The 18,043-nt window shown below is 35.8% G+C and carries 14 protein-coding genes and 1 tRNA gene; 3 read left to right on the plus strand and 12 right to left on the minus strand.

Annotation, left to right across the window (positions count from 1 at the left end):
• The first annotated feature begins 6 nt into the window (after positions 1-6).
• Positions 7-1,140: a YcjF family protein gene (locus tag CEP47_RS02070; protein ID WP_261919645.1), complete on the plus strand. Its 1,134-nt coding sequence runs from the start codon at positions 7-9 to the stop codon at positions 1,138-1,140.
• 239 nt (positions 1,141-1,379) lie between these two features.
• Here CEP47_RS02070 and mrcB read toward each other — a convergent pair whose 3' ends face one another.
• The 5 genes from mrcB to CEP47_RS02095 all read right to left on the minus strand — a co-directional run bounded on the left by mrcB (position 1,380) and on the right by CEP47_RS02095 (position 7,712).
• Complete coding sequence (gene mrcB, locus CEP47_RS02075) at positions 1,380-3,515, minus strand: penicillin-binding protein 1B (RefSeq protein ID WP_261919644.1); 2,136 nt, start codon at positions 3,513-3,515, stop codon at positions 1,380-1,382.
• A 16-nt stretch (positions 3,516-3,531) separates the two neighbouring features.
• On the minus strand, positions 3,532-4,953 hold the full coding sequence (sbcB, locus tag CEP47_RS02080) for an exodeoxyribonuclease I (protein ID WP_261919643.1): 1,422 nt from the start codon (positions 4,951-4,953) through the stop codon (positions 3,532-3,534).
• A gap of 197 nt (positions 4,954-5,150) precedes the next feature.
• Entirely contained in the window at positions 5,151-5,360 is a 210-nt protein-coding gene (cspD, locus tag CEP47_RS02085) for a cold shock domain-containing protein CspD (RefSeq protein WP_261919642.1), read from the minus strand.
• A gap of 287 nt (positions 5,361-5,647) precedes the next feature.
• The gene (folC, locus tag CEP47_RS02090) at positions 5,648-6,985 is read right to left on the minus strand and encodes a bifunctional tetrahydrofolate synthase/dihydrofolate synthase (protein ID WP_261919641.1); all 1,338 of its coding nucleotides are present in this window, start codon (positions 6,983-6,985) and stop codon (positions 5,648-5,650) included.
• 64 nt (positions 6,986-7,049) lie between these two features.
• A complete protein-coding gene (locus CEP47_RS02095) occupies positions 7,050-7,712 on the minus strand; it encodes a Bax inhibitor-1 family protein (RefSeq protein ID WP_265482666.1) in 663 nt (220 codons plus the stop codon).
• Between the two features lie 246 nt (positions 7,713-7,958).
• Here CEP47_RS02095 and CEP47_RS02100 point away from each other — a divergent pair.
• Positions 7,959-8,048, plus strand: a tRNA-Ser gene (locus CEP47_RS02100).
• 169 nt (positions 8,049-8,217) lie between these two features.
• Here CEP47_RS02100 and oppF read toward each other — a convergent pair.
• From oppF to CEP47_RS02125, 5 genes are all read right to left on the minus strand, one after another.
• Positions 8,218-9,204: a murein tripeptide/oligopeptide ABC transporter ATP binding protein OppF gene (gene oppF / locus CEP47_RS02105; RefSeq protein ID WP_261919640.1), complete on the minus strand. Its 987-nt coding sequence runs from the start codon at positions 9,202-9,204 to the stop codon at positions 8,218-8,220.
• A 2-nt stretch (positions 9,205-9,206) separates the two neighbouring features.
• A complete protein-coding gene (oppD, locus tag CEP47_RS02110; RefSeq protein ID WP_261919639.1) occupies positions 9,207-10,196 on the minus strand; it encodes an ABC transporter ATP-binding protein in 990 nt (329 codons plus the stop codon).
• Between the two features lie 11 nt (positions 10,197-10,207).
• Positions 10,208-11,119: an oligopeptide ABC transporter permease OppC gene (oppC, locus tag CEP47_RS02115; protein WP_261919638.1), complete on the minus strand. Its 912-nt coding sequence runs from the start codon at positions 11,117-11,119 to the stop codon at positions 10,208-10,210.
• A 21-nt stretch (positions 11,120-11,140) separates the two neighbouring features.
• A complete protein-coding gene (gene oppB / locus CEP47_RS02120; RefSeq protein WP_261919637.1) occupies positions 11,141-12,061 on the minus strand; it encodes an oligopeptide ABC transporter permease OppB in 921 nt (306 codons plus the stop codon).
• A 70-nt stretch (positions 12,062-12,131) separates the two neighbouring features.
• On the minus strand, positions 12,132-13,784 hold the full coding sequence (locus CEP47_RS02125) for an ABC transporter substrate-binding protein (protein ID WP_265482667.1): 1,653 nt from the start codon (positions 13,782-13,784) through the stop codon (positions 12,132-12,134).
• A 517-nt stretch (positions 13,785-14,301) separates the two neighbouring features.
• Between CEP47_RS02125 and selD the strand changes: the two genes are divergently transcribed.
• Positions 14,302-15,342: a selenide, water dikinase SelD gene (gene selD / locus CEP47_RS02130; protein WP_261919636.1), complete on the plus strand. Its 1,041-nt coding sequence runs from the start codon at positions 14,302-14,304 to the stop codon at positions 15,340-15,342.
• Positions 15,343-15,403: 61 nt separating this feature from the next.
• Here the strand turns inward: selD and ettA are convergent, their stop codons facing one another.
• Both ettA and pgsA read right to left on the minus strand, forming a co-directional pair.
• Positions 15,404-17,074 (minus strand): energy-dependent translational throttle protein EttA, encoded by a 1,671-nt coding sequence (ettA, locus tag CEP47_RS02135; protein WP_261919635.1) that lies wholly within the window; start codon positions 17,072-17,074, stop codon positions 15,404-15,406.
• Between the two features lie 308 nt (positions 17,075-17,382).
• The gene (gene pgsA / locus CEP47_RS02140) at positions 17,383-17,928 is read right to left on the minus strand and encodes a CDP-diacylglycerol--glycerol-3-phosphate 3-phosphatidyltransferase (RefSeq protein ID WP_261921007.1); all 546 of its coding nucleotides are present in this window, start codon (positions 17,926-17,928) and stop codon (positions 17,383-17,385) included.
• Between the last annotated feature and the right edge of the window lie 115 nt (positions 17,929-18,043).

Here is an 18,043-nt window from a genome sequence, read left to right on the forward strand (position 1 = left end):
TAAGTTATGCGCCAAAAACAGATTTTTGATGATGAAAGTGTGATTAAGTCAAGTGATATTAGTCAACAAGCAGAACAAGAGTGGCAATTTCAAGCACAACAAATTTTTCATCCAGAAGAAACGCTTGAGGTAGCGTTAGATCTCAATGCGGAACAAGAAATTAATCAACACTTAGAAAGTGTGATTGATCCTTATTTATCCATAGAAGAAGAGTTAATACCTCCTACTGCTAAGCGTTGGAAGAAAAGAGTATTGCAGATTATTGGTTTTTTATTTGGTGGTGCGGTGCTTGCTCAGGCCATTCAATGGCTAGTTGATAGTTGGCAGCAGCATCAATGGATCTATTTTGCACTATCAATAAGTTTTAGTTTATTACTTATGTTAGTCTTGTTTGAAATAATGACTGAATGGCGACAACTTAAACGCTTACAACGGTTAGAACAAACTCGACAAGAAAGTATGACTTTCTTTTTAGATGAATTTCAGCTTGCAAATAATCATCAATTTGAACAAGCGGTTGCTTTTTGTGAGGAGATTATCAAACGAAATAAATCATTAACTCAAAATATCCCAATAGCACAATGGCGACAACAGTTAAATCCAGCACAAAAAGGAACAGAAGTATTATGGTTGTTTAGCCAAAATATATTGAAACCTTTAGATCAACAAGCACAAGCATTAATTAGTCGTAATGCGATAGAAACGAGCATAATGGTTGCAGTCAGTCCCGTTGCTCTTATTGATATGCTATTGATTGCATGGCGGAATATCCGTTTACTCAGGCAAATTGCAGGATTATATGGCGTTGAATTAGGTTATATAAGTCGCATACGTTTATTAAAAATGGTGCTATTTAATATTGCTTTTGCAGGGACGACAGAGCTGATACAAGAAGTGGGTATGGATTGGTTATCACAAGATATTACCGCTAAATTATCAAGCCGTATGGCTCAAGGTTTAGGCGTTGGATTATTAACTGCTCGTTTAGGTCTAAAAGCTGTGGAGTTTTGTCGCCCAATCGTATTTAGAAGTGATGAAAAAATTAAGTTGAGTGGATTACATAAAACCTTATTAGGTGAATTAAAACAACAAATTTTACGGACAGAAAAATATAAACCAGAGACAAAAAATAAAATATAGTATGGAAATCAAAAACTTATAAAATTATTTCAGAGGAAAAGAGATTTTATCTAATTTTTACGAAAATATTTTAAAAATTTTTTGAACTTTTTAGTTTTATTTCACTCTAACTGAACAAGAGAGCATAAAACGGAGAATATTTCAAAGAATTAGATAATAGTCCATTTACTTGATCTTTTATTTGCACATATTAAAAAGTGTAGTCTATTTTAGACTACACTTTTTATTTTTTGATCGTTTTATTGTGTTTGAAGTTGTAACGGAGCAGGCATTGCCTGTTGTAAGTAGCTTTGATATAACGGCAATGCACCACTTGATCCCGTTAATTTTGTTGTCTCATTATTATCTAACCCAACCCAAATCGTTGTTACATTATTTCCATCAATACCGACAAACCAGCTATCTCGCCCATTATTGGTGGTTCCCGTTTTTCCAGCTAAATGTAAATTCGCAAAAGACCGTCCAATCTTTGTTGCAGTCCCTCTTGCTACCACTTGTTGCATTGCATAAAGTGTTTTTAAACTGGCTAGACGAGAAACAACTTGTTTTGCTTGTGCTTGTTGAACATAAAGTAATTGACCATTATGTTTCGTTATCGCTGTTAAAGTGGTTAATGGAATTTTTTTCCCTCGATTAGCTAAAGTTTGATATAGCTTGGTAACAGCATAGGGAGAAATGGCATAACTACCAAGTAGCATAGCTGGTACAGCAGGGATCTGTTCTTCTGTCCAGCCCATCTTTTTTTGTAACTCAATGATTCGATCTAAGCCTATTTTCATGCCGATATTTACAGTGGGAATATTTAATGAACGAGCTAAGGCATCAACCAGTGGTACAGGAGAAGAATATTGACGATTATAATTACGAGGTCGCCACGCTGGAGAATCTTTCCGTACAATCGTGATAGGTTGGTTTTCAATAAGTGTTGTTAATTGAAACTGTTGTGGCCTATCCAATGCCGCCAAATAGATTGATGGTTTGACTAAAGATCCAATTTGTCTTTTGGCAGTTAAAGCACGATTAAAACCCGCATACTGTGGGTTGGCTCCACCAACAATAGCCCGAATTTTTCCATTATGATAGTCAGCTACCACCATGGCAGCTTCTAAATTCTTTATCTGGTATTTTGTTTGGAGGTTAGAGATATTTTTTACCACAGCTTCTTCGGCAGCTTGTTGTAACTTAGGATCCATAGTGGTAAAGATTTTAGCACCAATCAGCTGTTGAGTTTCATTACCGAATAATTGGCGTAATTCATAGCGAAGGCTATGTATAAAAGCGGGATAACGTTGTTTTAATTGCCCTTGAGCTTGAATTCTGATTGGACGTTGACTTAAGAGGGTATATAGAGATTGATTGATAAGATGGTGTTCTAACATCAACGATAATACTACATTTCTGCGATCAAGGGCCAAATTGGGGTGACGCCAAGGATTATAGAGGGAAGGCCCTTTAACCATACCAACTAACAGAGCGATTTGATCTAAACTAATTTCTTTGATCGGACGTCCAAAATAAAATTGACTTGCCAAGGCAAAGCCTCGAATTTGATTATCACCATTTTGTCCAAGATAAACTTCATTGAGATAGACTTCTAAAATCCGATTTTTGTCGTAACGCCAGTCTAATAGTAATGCCATGATAACTTCGTTTAATTTTCGGCTAATTGTCCGTTGATTAGTTAAAAAAAGATTTTTAACTAATTGTTGTGTTAGTGTACTTCCACCTTGTACTGTATGCCCCGCTTTTAAATTAGTTAGCATTGCACGTAAAATACCAAGTGGGCTAATTCCTTCGTGTCCAAAGAAATTACGATCTTCAGTTAACAATAGGGTTTCAATTAATAACCTAGGGTACTCTTTTAATGGAGTAGCTAAGCGTTCTTGATTATCACCATCAAGCATTGCAATTAATTTAGGGGCAAGACGAAACGCATTAACCGTACGGTTATGAACAAGATCTTCAATTTTATACAGGCGATTTGCTTTAAAGGATAAACGCAATAAACGTTGTGGTTCAGCCTTATCAGGGAAAGCAAAATTACGGCGAATTAAGGTTAATTTATTGTTTTCGATCTTAAAATCAGCAGGAGTAATTACCTCTACTGTTTGGCGATAGCCGTGTTCTAAAAGCATTTGTTGGACTTGAGCTAACGTCAGATTATCTTTGAGATCAATTGTTTGGATATGAGCATAAACTTCTGCTGGTAATTGCCAAATCTGTCCATCCATTTTTTGGCGGATTTTATGATCAAGATAAGCAAGATAGAAAATCGCTAAACAGAAAAACGTTAACCCGACTTTCAGGATAAAACGTTGAATCTGTTTGGAATTGTTCTTTTTTTTCTTTGAAGATGGCTTTTTCTGGTTGCTCATAAAACAGTAAACATTTTTAGTTTAATAATTGCATTCCATAAATATAAAGCTGTTCTAATAGTGCCATTTTTTCAGGTTGTTGTGCATATTCTTCGCCTAAACGTTCTAGGCTTTGGGTAAATTCAGCAACTGAACGATCTAATTTAGCGTGGCGATATTTTTGCCATTTAATCTGTTCTGCTCGAGTCAAAGTTTTAAAATAGTGTCTTGCACGGTAGTGGAAAAGTAATTTTTCAATGCGAGGATCTTGAAAAGATAAATCAGGGTTAGCTAATTTTTCAGCAGGCAAAGTACGTAAAATAGCCATATTATTTTTATCTTGTTGGCTAAAAAAATTGTTATATAACTCAGTTTCAACATTATTACTTGGTGCAAATTGTGGTTGTTGGTTAAATACCTCTGTGACAACATCTTGAATAGTTGGTGTTGCTTTTAAACGTTCTAAATTTTGTAAACAAAGGGTGCGATCAATCCCTAAACGTTCTGCTGTTTTGGGTAATAATGTATTTGCAGGGGCTAAAATTGGGCATTTATTGAGATGAACTAATTTTAAAGGAATTGGAGATTTTTTTTGTTCAAGCAATTCTACTTTCTTGGTATAAAGATCTTGGTGAATTTGTTCTACAGAAAGTTGCAATAAATTTTCAATATCACCAGTCAGATCACAGACAATGACTGCATTTTGATTAGTCGGATGCCAAGCTAGTGGCGCAATCAATGTTGTATTACCTCGTTCATTACCTAACATTCCTGAAACATGAACAAGTGGGGTGAGATTAAGGAGATCGATCATACTTTTCAGTTGATTTTTTCCCCGATTGGTAAAGAAATAATTAAATAATTTAGGTTGTTTTTGCTTAATTAATTTTGCCATTGCAATAGTGGCATAAACATCGGACATTGCATCATGTGCATTTTGATGGGCAATGTCATTAGCTTTGGTGAGTAATTCTAAACGAAAAGAAGGCATACCTTGATCGTCATAAGGCCATTCAATCCCATCTGGACGTAAAGCATAGGTTGCTCGGACTAAATCTAATAAATCCCAACGAGAATTACCGTGTTTCCAACTATATTCGTAGGGATCAATAAAGTTACGATAAAAAGTATAGCGTGTCATTTCATCGTCATAACGAATATTGTTATAGCCAATCACACAAGTATTGGGTTGAGAAAATTCTGCTAAAATTTTTTCAGCAAATTCAGGTTCTGATAAGCCTTTTTGATTGCAGAGTTGCGGGGTTATTCCTGTAACTAATACTGCTTCAGGAGAGGGCAAATAATCATTGGTTTGACGACAATAGAACATTATCGGTTCTCCGATAAGGTTAAAATCAGCATCAGTTCTGATACCTGCAAATTGAGCAGGACGATCACGTGCAGGATCTACACCAAAACTTTCATAATCATAAAAGAAAAAAGAGAAATTGTTCGTCATAGTTGCCACCCAATAAAATAGTATTATTCTAAATTATAGCGGAAACCAACTATAAAAACAGCTAAGTAGAAATAGGAATAAAAAAGGAAAGCGTATTTGATTAGATGATAGGCAGAAAAAAAGCAACTTATACAACATATCTTGGAATTTGAGCGATACACTAAGATGCTAATTTTCTTTCTTAGAAGAATGAGATTTTATTCTGCTAAAGGAATAATTTTTGTTGCGTGAGAACCTTTCTCACCGTGTACACATTCGAATTGTACTTTTTGCCCTGCTTTTAATGAACGATAACCTTCCATTTCAATTGCAGAATAATGAGCAAAAATATCCGTATCGCTACCTTCTACAGAGATAAAGCCGAATCCTTTTGCATTGTTAAACCATTTTATTGTGCCAATTTCCATAACAAAGACCTCATGACTAGATAATTTTTAAAATGATTGTTTATATATTACATGGATACATTAGTAATTTTTTGTAAGTTACATTTTATGTATCGGATGAATAATCTTTCAATAGTAAAAAATTATCAATCAGTGAAATTAAAAACTTTGTGTTAGATCACAAAAATTTTTTTAATCGATTAAAAATTAAGTTAAAAATACCTAAATGTAAGTATCACTAATCGGGAGTAATAAAAGAAATAGGGAGTATTTCTCCCTATTTTGACAGTAATAAATTTTATGTTGTTTTATAGTTGCATAAAGTCTGAAACGGTGTGAAAAGAACCAAAAATTAACAAAATATCTTGAGCTGAAAGATCGTATAATCCTGCTGTTACTGCCGCTTGCATTGTGCTTTTGGCTTGAGCTGAAATAACACATTGTTGCTGATTAGCCGTATAGTGTAATTTTTCTAAAAGTACCTTTGCACTTTGTCCTCGTTCTCCTGCTAATGGGATTAAGTACCACTGATCGACTTCTTGGAATAAGGGAGTAAACACACCAGCACAGTCTTTATCTTCTAAAATTCCACAAATTGCAATTAGTCTAGCTCGAGGTGTAGTTGCCAACCGTTGGGCTAGATAACGAGCAGCGTGAGGATTATGCCCTACATCAAGAATAATTTGTGGTAAATCAACAACCGATTTTGTTATTCCTAAGCGAGAGGCTAAATTGGCTATTTCAGTTTGGGAAAGGCGTTGAAAACGTCCTGTGAGTTTTGCATTCGCTAATGCGGACTGGATTATTTGATCTGGTATCGAAAATGGTAAATTTTTCAATACAGCCAAAGCGGTGGCGGCATTTTGGAGAGGTATAGATCCAATTGGTAGCTGGTTGAGTAAAACAGCAGAATTCTTATCAGTGTAGAGAGTACCTTGCCATTGCCAATGAGCCTCATCAGCTTCAAGTGCATAATTAAAATCAATTCCGCTAAATAATGCTTGGCAATTTAATTGTTGTGCGATTTTTTTTATTGATAATGGACAATGCGGTTCGCCAACCACTAATGGAATATTAGGACGGCAAATACCCGCTTTTTCAGCCCCAATTTTTTCCCGATCATTTCCTAAAAATGCGATATGATCAATATCAATAGAGGTAATTACCGCAAAATTAGGATCAACTAAATTGGTTGCATCTAATCTACCACCCAACCCAACTTCTAAAATAACAATATCTAGTTTAGCCTGTTTAAAAAGATATAAAGCAGAAAGTGTACTAAATTCAAAATAGGTTAAAGACACAGACTTGTGTTGATTGATTAAGTCAAAGGCTTGACAAATCATCTGATCATCGACTTCTTGCTGATTAATTCTAATCCGTTCGTTGTAACGTATGAGATGAGGAGAGGAAAATACACCAACATTAAAGCCTGCCAATCGCAAAGCGGTTTCGAGTAAGTGGCAAGTCGTTCCTTTTCCATTTGTACCAGCGACTGTAATGACATAAGGTGTAGGGGATTGTAAATCTAATTGTTCAGCAACACTTTTTACACGTTCTAATCCCATATCAATCGGTTTAAAGTGAGCCTGCTCTAAATAGTTTAGCCATTCAGATAAAGTGGATGTTGCAGTAGGTATTCGCATAAAAAATCATCTAATAAAAAAAGAAACCCCAAAATTCTTTTTGGGGTTTTAGGATAGGACAAGATTAATCTCTGTTTAGAGATAAAATATTCAATAAGCTAACAAAGATATTGTATAGAGAAACATAAATACTGATTGTGGCACGAATATAATTGGTCTCACCACCGTGAATAATATTACTGGTTTCTAATAAAATAGCACCGCTAGAAAAGAGAATAAAGAGTGTGCTAAGTGCTAAATAGAAAGCAGGCATTTTTAAGAAAAAGCTTGCTATCATACCGACGACTAGGACGATAAATAGTGCAAACATCATACCAGAAATAAATGACATATCTTTTTTAGTGGTAAGCACATAGGCAGAACAAGCAAAGAAAACTAATGCTGTACCAGCGAGAGCTGTAACCACAATATCACCTAAACCTTGGCTAAGATAGATATTTAAAATTGGTCCTAAGGTATAGCCCAGAAAGCCAGTAAATGCAAAAGCAGATAGAATACCAGTAGGACTATTAGCAGTTTTATAAGTTAAAAAGAGTAACCCATAAAAACCAACAAGTGTTACAAGCAATCCCGGATAAGGTAAATTAAAAGCAATTGAAAGGTAAGCGGTAAAAGCAGAAAAAGTAATAGTTAATGCGAGCAAGAAGTAAGTGTTACGTAATACTTTATTTGTCGCAAGAACAGAACGACTTTCTGAACGAGAATCAATCACAATGCGTGGTTGCATACAAAGATCTCCTAAAGCAAATGAATGGAATAAATTAACTAATTAAACCAAAGTTTGATAACAGTACTGAGTTAGTTAAAAAAAGTCAATCGTGATTCTAATGCTAATGATAAAAAGATCATAAAATGGATTAATAACAATCAGTTAGATTAAAAGTTAAGCTCTTGAGCGTTTTTTTTAAGTTTTTTGTTTACTCATTTGAATCTTTATATTATATTTCACCCCGCTTAAAGCCAATCTTGATGCGGAGGAATGGTCGAGTGGTTGAAGGCACCGGTCTTGAAAACCGGCGAGGGTTTACGCCCTCCGTGAGTTCGAATCTCACTTCCTCCGCCAGTTCAAATTTCTAACATTAATCTAAAAAATCATATTTATTTCTTTTTTATTCTATCTTACTTAGTAATGGTCTAATCATTAACTAACACAGTAGATTATCTAGTATTCTGGTTCTTTTTAAGAATATTGAGAAAAAAGCAGAAATTGAGTATTTCTGCTTTTGTAAATTTTAAGCTTTAAAACAAGCCACTAAATGTTCATTCTCTCCCATTAATCGAGGTTTTTCCAAGCTACAATTATTATCAGCTAATGGACAACGAGTACGGAATGAACAACCTGAAGGTGGATTAATTGGAGAAGGCAAATCCCCTTCTAATAATTGAATCTCTTTTCCTCGCTCTAAATCAGGATCAGGAATTGGTACCGCTGACATTAAAGCTTTGGTATAAGGATGTTTAGTGTGATGATAAACCTTATCATAAGCACCTAATTCTACCGCATTACCGAGGTACATCACTAATACACGATCTGAAATATGTTTGACTACGGCAAGATCGTGAGCAATAAAAATCAATGATAATCCCATCTCTTTTTGTAAGGATTTCAATAAATTAACCACTTGAGCTTGAATAGAAACATCTAGTGCTGAAACAGGTTCATCACAGATAATAAGTTTAGGTTCAATAATTAATGCACGAGCAATACCGATCCGTTGACATTGTCCACCAGAAAATTCGTGAGGGTAGCGATTAATCAGATTAGGCAAAAGCCCGACTTTTAACATCATTGCTTGCACTTTTTCTCTAACCTCTGTTTGAGAGAGATGAGGTTGATAAATTTTTAATGGTTCAGCAATAATATCTCCAATGGTCATTCTCGGGTTGAGAGAAGCTAAAGGATCTTGGAAAATCATTTGAATATCATTGCGAGTTTGATTCCACTCTTTTTTAGTTTGACGACTGAGATCTTTACCTAACCATAAGATATTACCGTTTGCAGATTGTACTAAACCGATAATGGCTCTGGCGAGAGTTGATTTTCCGCAGCCTGATTCACCTACAACGCCTAAGGTTTCCCCTTCATAAAGTTTAAATGAAACATTACTAACGGCTTTTAAGGTTTGGGGTTTTTGCCAGAAAAAAGCATTATCATCTTTAATTTTGAAATGTACGCTTAAATTATTAACTTCTAAGATTAATTTTTTTGCTTCAGACATCATTAACCCTCTCTAATAATCTGTTCAGGCGTTATAAAACAAGCTCTTAAACGATTTTGAGCAAATTTTTCTAATGGTGGAGTTGCCAAACACTGTTGGCTCGCACGTAAACAACGAGGTTGGAACGGACAACCTGTCGGAAGGTGTAATAAATTTGGAGGATTACCCGGAATAGTGGTTAATTCCTCTTCTTCACTATCTAAACGTGGTACGGCGTTAATTAAACCAATAGAATAAGGGTGAGTAGGTTGATAGAAAATTTCTTTTGTAGAACCGTATTCCATCGTTCGTCCAGCGTACATCACTAATACTTGATCACAGATACCTGCTACTACGCCTAGATCGTGTGTAATCATAATAATCGCAGTGTTAAATTCTTGTTTTAATTCATTCAACAAGGTCATAATTTGTGCTTGTACGGTTACGTCTAATGCAGTGGTAGGTTCATCAGCAATTAATAATTTTGGCCGACATAAAAGTGCCATTGCAATCATAACTCTTTGCCGCATACCACCTGAAAATTCGTGTGGATACATATTCATACGCTTACGTGCTTCAGGCATTTTTACTGCATCTAACATTTTTACCGATTCTTCAAAGGCTGTGTTTTTATCTAGACCTTTGTGCAAGATTAGCACTTCCATAAGCTGTTCTCCCACTTTCATATATGGATTGAGAGAAGTCATCGGATCTTGGAAAATCATTGCAATTTGTTCAGCACGTAGGCGATTTAATTGGTTTTCTGGTAAATTCAGGATTTCTTGTCCATTAAATTTTGCTGATCCTGTAATAGTACCATTGTCTGCAAGTAAGCCCATTAAAGCAAAAGCTGTTTGAGACTTACCAGAACCTGATTCGCCTACAATACCTAAAGTTTCACCTGCATTTAGGGTAAAAGTAAGATCATTGACAGCAGTAACTTGACCATCTGGCGTTTTAAAGGTTACTCGTAAATCTTGAACATCAAGTAATGGTTGTGTTTCTATCTTCATTGTTATCTCCATTAACGATCTTTAGGATCAAGGGCGTCACGTAATCCATCGCCGATAAAGTTAAAACAGAATAAGGTTATTACTAGAAAAAAGGCGGGGAAAATTAATAGCCAAGGTGCACTTTCCATTGAGTTTGCTCCATCATTAAGCAATGCTCCCCAACTACTTAGTGGTTCTTGCGTGCCTAACCCTAAGAAACTCAAGAAAGATTCAAATAAAATCATTCCCGGTACTAATAATGAAGCGTACACCACAACAACGCCAAGTACGTTTGGTACAATATGTCGCCACACAATTTGACGTGGTGGTACACCACACACAATTGCAGCTTCAATAAATTCTTTACGTTTTAAACTTAAGGTTTGCCCTCGAACAATCCTAGCCATATCTAGCCAAGAAACCATTCCAATTGCAACAAAGATAAGGAAAATGTTTTGCCCAAAGAAAGTAACTAATAGGATCACGAAAAACATAAAGGGGAATGAGTAAAGAATTTCTAAAAACCGCATCATAATTGCATCTGTTTTTCCCCCAATGTAACCAGCCGTTGCCCCATAAAGTGTACCAACTAAAACGGCAATAAATGCGCCAGCGATACCAACAAGAAGAGAAATTCTCCCTCCGATAGCAACTCGTACTAATAGATCACGTCCAGAGGGATCTGTCCCAAAATAGTGCATACTGGCAAAATCAGGTGGAGTGGTAAGCATATTCCAATCCGTTTCATCATAGCTGAAAGGGATCAGGGATGGTGTAAAAGTAACAAACAAGACAATCAAAAAGAGAATGAAAAGACTAATCACTGCTGCTTTATTGTGAAAAAAACGCCGTCTGGCATCTTGCCAGAGACTCCGTCCTTCGACGTTTTCTAATTGTTGACTTACTTTTTCAAGTAATTCGCTGTTTTCTTTTTGTTTTAACATCAATATATTCCTTGTAGCGAATTAATAACGAATTTTTGGATCAATAACGGCATAGAGAATATCTACTACCGCATTGAAGAAAATAGTTAATGTACCGACTAAAATAGTTAAGGTCATTACTAAAGAGTAATCTCGATTTAAAGCTCCGTTGACGAATAATTGTCCAATACCCGGGATACCAAAAATACTTTCAATGACAATTGAACCCGTGATAACACCAACAAAAGCAGGACCAAGAACAGAGACTATCGGTAATAAAGCTGGTCTAAGAGCGTGTTTTAAGATAATCCGTTGCATAGGTAAACCTTTCGCTTTGGCAGTACGGATAAAATTAGAATGTAAGATTTCAATCATTGAACCACGCATAATTCTAGCAATACTTGCGATATAGCCGATAGAGAGGGCTAGTACAGGTAAAACCATATAGATAGGTTGCCCACCATTCCAACCACCAGCGGGAAGTACTTTCCATTTTATAGCAAAGAGTAAAACCATTAGTGGTGCTAGTACAAAGCTTGGAATGACAACGCCTGTCATTGAGAAAGTCATAATGACATAATCCAACCATTTATTTTGTTTTAATGCGGCAATGATGCCAGCGGTTATGCCTAAAATTAATGCAAATGTAAAAGCAATAGAGCCTAATTTAATTGAAACAGGGAATGAATTTGCGATTAATTGATTAACGGTATAATCCTTATATTTAAAGGAAGGACCAAAATCCCCGTGAGCAAGATCTTTTAAATAAAGAAAATATTGCTTATAAAGTGGTTCGTTAAAATGGTATTTCGCTTCAATATTTGCAATCACTTCAGGTGGGTAGTTTCGTTCGCTAGAAAAAGGGCTACCCGGAGAAAGTCGCATTAGAAAGAATGAAACTGTAATTAAAATAAATAAAGTTGGTATGGCTTGTAAAAAACGCCGAAAAATCAGTTTAAACATAATTGAATCCCACAGAAAACTCCAACAACAATATTTAGAGTGCGGTAGTACCGCACTCTACGCAGGGGAATTAGCGCTGAATAATATAAACATCTTTTAGATAACGAGATGCAATAGGATTGTTTATACTATACCCTTTTACATAAGGTTTAATTAATGCAACACTCACATAGTGATAGACTGGAATAATAGGTACATCTTTATTGAGTAGTTGTTCAGCTTTAGCATAGTATGCTGCACGTTCATCGTCTGAGTTAGCTTTGTATGCTTGTGCGATTAAATTATCATAGTCTTTATTTTGATAGAAAGACGTATTATTACCACTGTTTGATAGGAAATAGGTTAAGAATGTACTGGCTTCGTTATAGTCAGCACACCAGCCAGCCCGAGCAACATCGAAGTTACCTTGGTGTTTTGTATCAAGATAAGTTTTCCATTCTTGATTTTCTAATGTTACTTTAACTGCACCATTTAAATTTTTCTTCCAGAATGAATCAGCTGCCAGTGCTAATTGTTTATGGCTTTCAGAGGTGTTGTATAACAAGTTAATTTTTAGAGGATTACTTTTATTATAACCCGCTTGTTGAAGGAGTTTGAGAGCCTCAGCGTTACGTTCAGCACGACTCCAGTTTTTCCATTCTGCAGGTTGGATTTTTTCAGCACCATCGGTTGCCGCAGGGGTAAATTGATATGCTGGGATTTGTCCTTGTCCTAAAATTTTATCGGTAATAATTTCAGGTTGAAAAGCAAGTGCTAGGGCTTTACGTACTCTAACATCATTAAATGGGGCTTTTTTGTTATTAATTTCATAATAGTAGGTACATAATACTGGAGCAATATTCAATTGATCTTGATAATCTTTTTTTACATTTTTCCAAGCTTCGATTGGAAAACTGCTAACATCTAATTCACCCGCACGGTAGCGAGAAAACGAAGTTGCTGGAGAAGAAATTGGTAAGAAAGTGATTTTTTGTAAAACAGTATTTTTGTTATCCCAATAGTAAGTATTAGGTTCTAAAACATATTTTTCATTTAATGTAGCAGATTTTAATTTGAATGCACCATTACCAACGATATTCTCAGGTTTTGTCCAAGCATCGCCATATTTCTCAATGACTTTTTTGTTTGCTGGAGATAATACATAAAGTTCTGTTAATTTATCTGCATAAGGAACACTTTCACTTAAGTGCAAGACGAGTGTTTGTGGGTCTTTTGCTTCAACCCCTAAAGCTGTTACAGGCTTTTTACCTTGAATAACATCATCTGCATTTTCAAGTTTTAAAAAATCTAGATAAGATGAATAAGGTGAAGCCGTTTTTGGATCGGCTAAACGTTGCCAACCATAAACGAAATCTTCTGCTGTAACAGGATCACCATTTGACCATTTTGCATCTGGGCGTAAATGGAATGTCCAAGTTTTGAAATCAGGGCTATGTTCCCAAGCAGTTGCAGCAGCAGGTAGGATATGTCCTTTATCGTCAGAAATTACTAAGGTTTCAAACAGTTGACGAGCTATATCACCTTCAGGTGCACCTTCAGCTTTTTGTGGATCAAAAGTGGCTGGGTTATCGCCAATATTTAAGGTGATACTTTGTTGTTGTGCAAGGTGAGTACCAGCAGGAACAACTGCCGCATTCGCAGTTTGGAAAGTGGTAGTAAAGGTTGCTGCAATTGCCAGACTTAATAGTAATCGAGCAAATTTGTTTGTTCGTTTGTTTGTCATAGTTTCATTTCCTTGATTAAGAGAGGTATTTTTTATTCTAATTAGCATCGAAAAAAGCTTATTTTCTATATATGCTAAACAATTAATAGAATAAAAAGGTCATTTTGTAAATATTTTCGGCGAGATTTTTTTCTTTCTTTTTTCCAAAAACGGTGATTTTGCTTAAAATTTGAGATATTAATCAGAGAAAATAATAAATAAGAGTTATGTGATTTTTTACAAGGAATAAGTTTGTGGCAATAAACAGAAAGTAAGATTTGTTATATACTAGGTCAATTAAATTTGTCTTTAATTATATCTGTTTACATTTTTAAATTTTCAAAATAAGTGTTATCACTTATTAGTATTTAGACGATGAGATCGTATTTTATTTTTGAAGATCGTTTTTATTCTTTGATAATAATTATTAGATTAATAATAGTGAAAAAGTGATTTTTTAACAGATATATTCTTCGTCATTTCTTCCATTTATCCGCTTATTTTTTATAGATAAGTAACCGATAGAGGTAATTAAACTATGAATGAAACTATTCGTTTAACTCAATATAGTCACGGGGCTGGGTGTGGTTGTAAGATTTCTCCACAGGTATTAGCAACAATTTTACAAACTAAGCAGCAAACATTTTTGGATCCTAACTTATTAGTTGGGAATGAAACCAAAGATGATGCCGCTGTGTATGATCTTGGCAATGGTATAGGAATTGTAAGTACCACAGATTTTTTTATGCCGATTGTTGATGATCCTTTTCAGTTTGGGCAAATAGCGGCAACCAATGCAATTAGTGATATCTATGCAATGGGTGGAAAACCAATAATGGCGATAGCGATTTTAGGTTTTCCAATCAACAAATTACCAGCAGAAGTGGCACAACAAATAGTTGAGGGGGGGCGTTATGCTTGTCAACAAGCGGGGATTAGTTTAGCAGGAGGGCATTCAATTGATGCACCCGAACCTATTTTTGGATTGGCTGTTACAGGTACGGTAGCGATTGAACGAGTAAAACAAAATAATACCGCTACGGCTGGTTGTCAGTTATTTTTAACCAAACCATTGGGAATTGGGGTGCTGACTACCGCAGAAAAAAAAGGAAAATTAAAAGTAGAACATCAAGGATTAGCTGCTCAGACGATGTGTAAACTCAACCAGATTGGTGCTGAGTTTGCTCAAGTGAAAGCGGTTAGAGCAATGACTGATGTAACAGGATTTGGCTTAGCAGGGCATTTATTAGAAATGTGTGAAGGGGCTAATTTACGGGCAGAAGTTAACTTTAATAATTTAGTCGTTTTAGAGGGAGTACGAGATTATATTGACCAAGGCTGTGTTCCGGGGGGAACAGAGCGAAACTTTGCAAGTTACGGGCAACAACTTGGAGAGATGACAGCGGTAGAGAAAGCGATTTTATGCGATCCACAAACATCAGGTGGCTTGTTAATTGCGGTTGAAGCACAAGCCATCACAGAAGTAGAGGCGTTAGCAAAATACCACCAGATCGAATTAATTCCAGTTGGACGTTTATTTGCAGAAGATGAAAAATTTGCTCGTATTGAATTAGTTTAACCAATAAAAAAACTGGAAAGAGAATACTTTCCAGTTTGAGTTATTTAGAACAATGAATTAATTATTTAGCAATACGTTTGTATTTAATCCGATGCGGTTGGAGGGCATCTGCACCAAAGGTTTTCTTCTTCCATTCTTCATAATCAGAGAAATTCCCTTCATAGAAGGTTACTTTTCCTTCATCGCCATAGTCTAAAATATGTGTAGCGATACGATCTAAGAACCAACGGTCGTGTGAAATCACCATTGCACAACCCGGGAATTCCAAGATCGCATTTTCTAATGCACGTAAAGTTTCCACATCAAGATCATTGGTTGGTTCGTCAAGCAATAATACATTACCACCACGTTGTAACAGTTTAGCTAAATGAATACGACCACGTTCTCCACCAGAGAGTTCACCGACACGTTTTTGTTGATCAACCCCTTTAAAATTGAAACGCCCAACATAGGCACGACTAGGAATTTCAAAGTTACCAATTTTCATGATATCTAATCCACCTGAGACTTCTTCCCAGACTGTTTTTTTATCATCCATCTTATCACGGAATTGATCAACAGAAGCCAAGACCACTGTTTCTCCTAAGGTGATACTACCGCTGTCTGGTTGTTCTTGTCCAGAAAGCATACGAAATAGAGTAGATTTACCTGCACCATTTGCACCGATAATCCCGACAATCGAGCCTTTTGGAATACTGAAAGAGAGATCATCAATTAGTGTTCGGTCGCCATAAGCTTTTGTTAAGTTTTTCACTTCAATGACTTTATCCCCTAAGCGTGGACCCGGTGGAATAAAGAGTTCATTGGTTTCGTTACGTTTTTGATATTCACTGTTATTAAGTTCTTCAAAACGTGCCATACGAGCTTTACTTTTCGCTTGCCGTCCTTTTGGATTTTGACGTACCCATTCTAATTCTTTTTCAATTGATTTTTGACGAGCTGACTCAGTAGCAGCTTCTTGTGCAAGGCGTTTTTCTTTTTGTTCTAACCAAGAAGAATAGTTACCTTCCCAAGGGATACCTTCTCCACGGTCAAGTTCTAAGATCCAACCTGCAACATTATCTAAGAAATAACGGTCGTGGGTAATAGCGACTACTGTTCCTTCATAATCGTGTAGGAAACGTTCAAGCCAAGCGACAGATTCTGCATCTAAGTGGTTGGTTGGTTCATCAAGTAATAACATATCTGGTTTTTCGAGTAATAAACGACATAAAGCAACACGACGGCGTTCACCACCAGATAAGTGTTCAATTTTAGCTTCCCAGTCTGGTAAACGTAACGCATCTGCTGCACGTTCTAACTGATTTTGCAAATTATGACCATCGTGGGCTTGGATAATCGCTTCTAAAGTCGCTTGTTCAGCCGCTAATTTATCAAAATCAGCCTCTGGATCGGCATAAAGGGCATAGACTTCATCAAGGCGAGTTAAAGCATTTTTGACTTCAGCAACCGCTTCTTCAACGGCTTCTCTTACGGTTTGTTGAGGTTCTAATTTTGGTTCTTGAGGTAAATAACCAATTTTTATACCCGGTTGTGGGCGTGCTTCCCCCTCAAATTCCTTATCTACGCCTGCCATAATGCGTAATAAGGTCGATTTACCCGCACCATTGAGACCTAAAACTCCGATTTTGGCACCCGGAAAAAAACTTAATGAAATATCTTTTAAAATATGACGCTTAGGTGGTACAACTTTTCCCACTCTGTGCATAGTATAAACAAATTGAGATGACATAAATTTCCTTATTCTGTGAATCAAAAATGCCCTAGATTCTACTGCATATTAGTAAAAATAGCTACTTATCTCAAATTTACCCTTTCAAACTATTAGTAATTGAATTTTACCAATATTTAATTTATCCCAAATATTAATTTGGTGGATACTAGTTTATATATTCAGAATAAAAGCAAGTGATAATTTTATTATTTTATAAATGGATGATATTTATTTGTTATTTTTTAGATAAAGGGAATAATATATACCACCATCATCAACTTAATATAATTGAGATGGTGGATTTTTGAAAACACTGTTAATGTTATTTAACTTAAAAGATCATCTTTGGCTAAGTTTAAATATTGTAACATTGACCAAATAGTAAGGATGACGGCGATATAAAGTGCGATGATGGCAAGGATTTCCATCGTTGGGTTGTAACGCCAAAGTAGGCCGATGAGTGCAATCATTTGAGCAGTGGTTTTCACTTTACCTAACCATGAAACTGCCACTGTGTTTCTATTCCCTAATTCAGCCATCCATTCTCTCAGAGCAGAAATAATAATTTCACGTGAGACCATAATAATGGCAGGTAAGGTGATCCAAAAACTGTGGTAGTGTTCAACGACTAATACCAATGCTGCAGCGACCATAACTTTATCCGCAACAGGATCAAGAAAAGCACCAAAACGGGTGGTTTGTTTCCATTTTCTGGCAAGATAGCCATCGAACCAATCAGTAACTGCTGCAATAAAGAAAATTAATGCCGTGCCAAAGGGTGTCCAATCAAATGAAAGATAAGATAATAGAATAAAAAAAGGAATTAAAATGACTCTAAAAAGGGTCAAGATAGTTGGAAAGTTTAGTTTCATTTTGTCGCCGCCTGAGAGTAGAGTATCTTGTGGATAATTGTAAAACATTCTATTTAATTTTCATAACCAATAAAGCATATTAATCCTGAAAATCAAAAGCTTATTTGAATAATAT

This window comes from Mergibacter septicus (assembly GCF_003265225.1).
Classification (GTDB): domain Bacteria; phylum Pseudomonadota; class Gammaproteobacteria; order Enterobacterales; family Pasteurellaceae; genus Mergibacter; species Mergibacter septicus.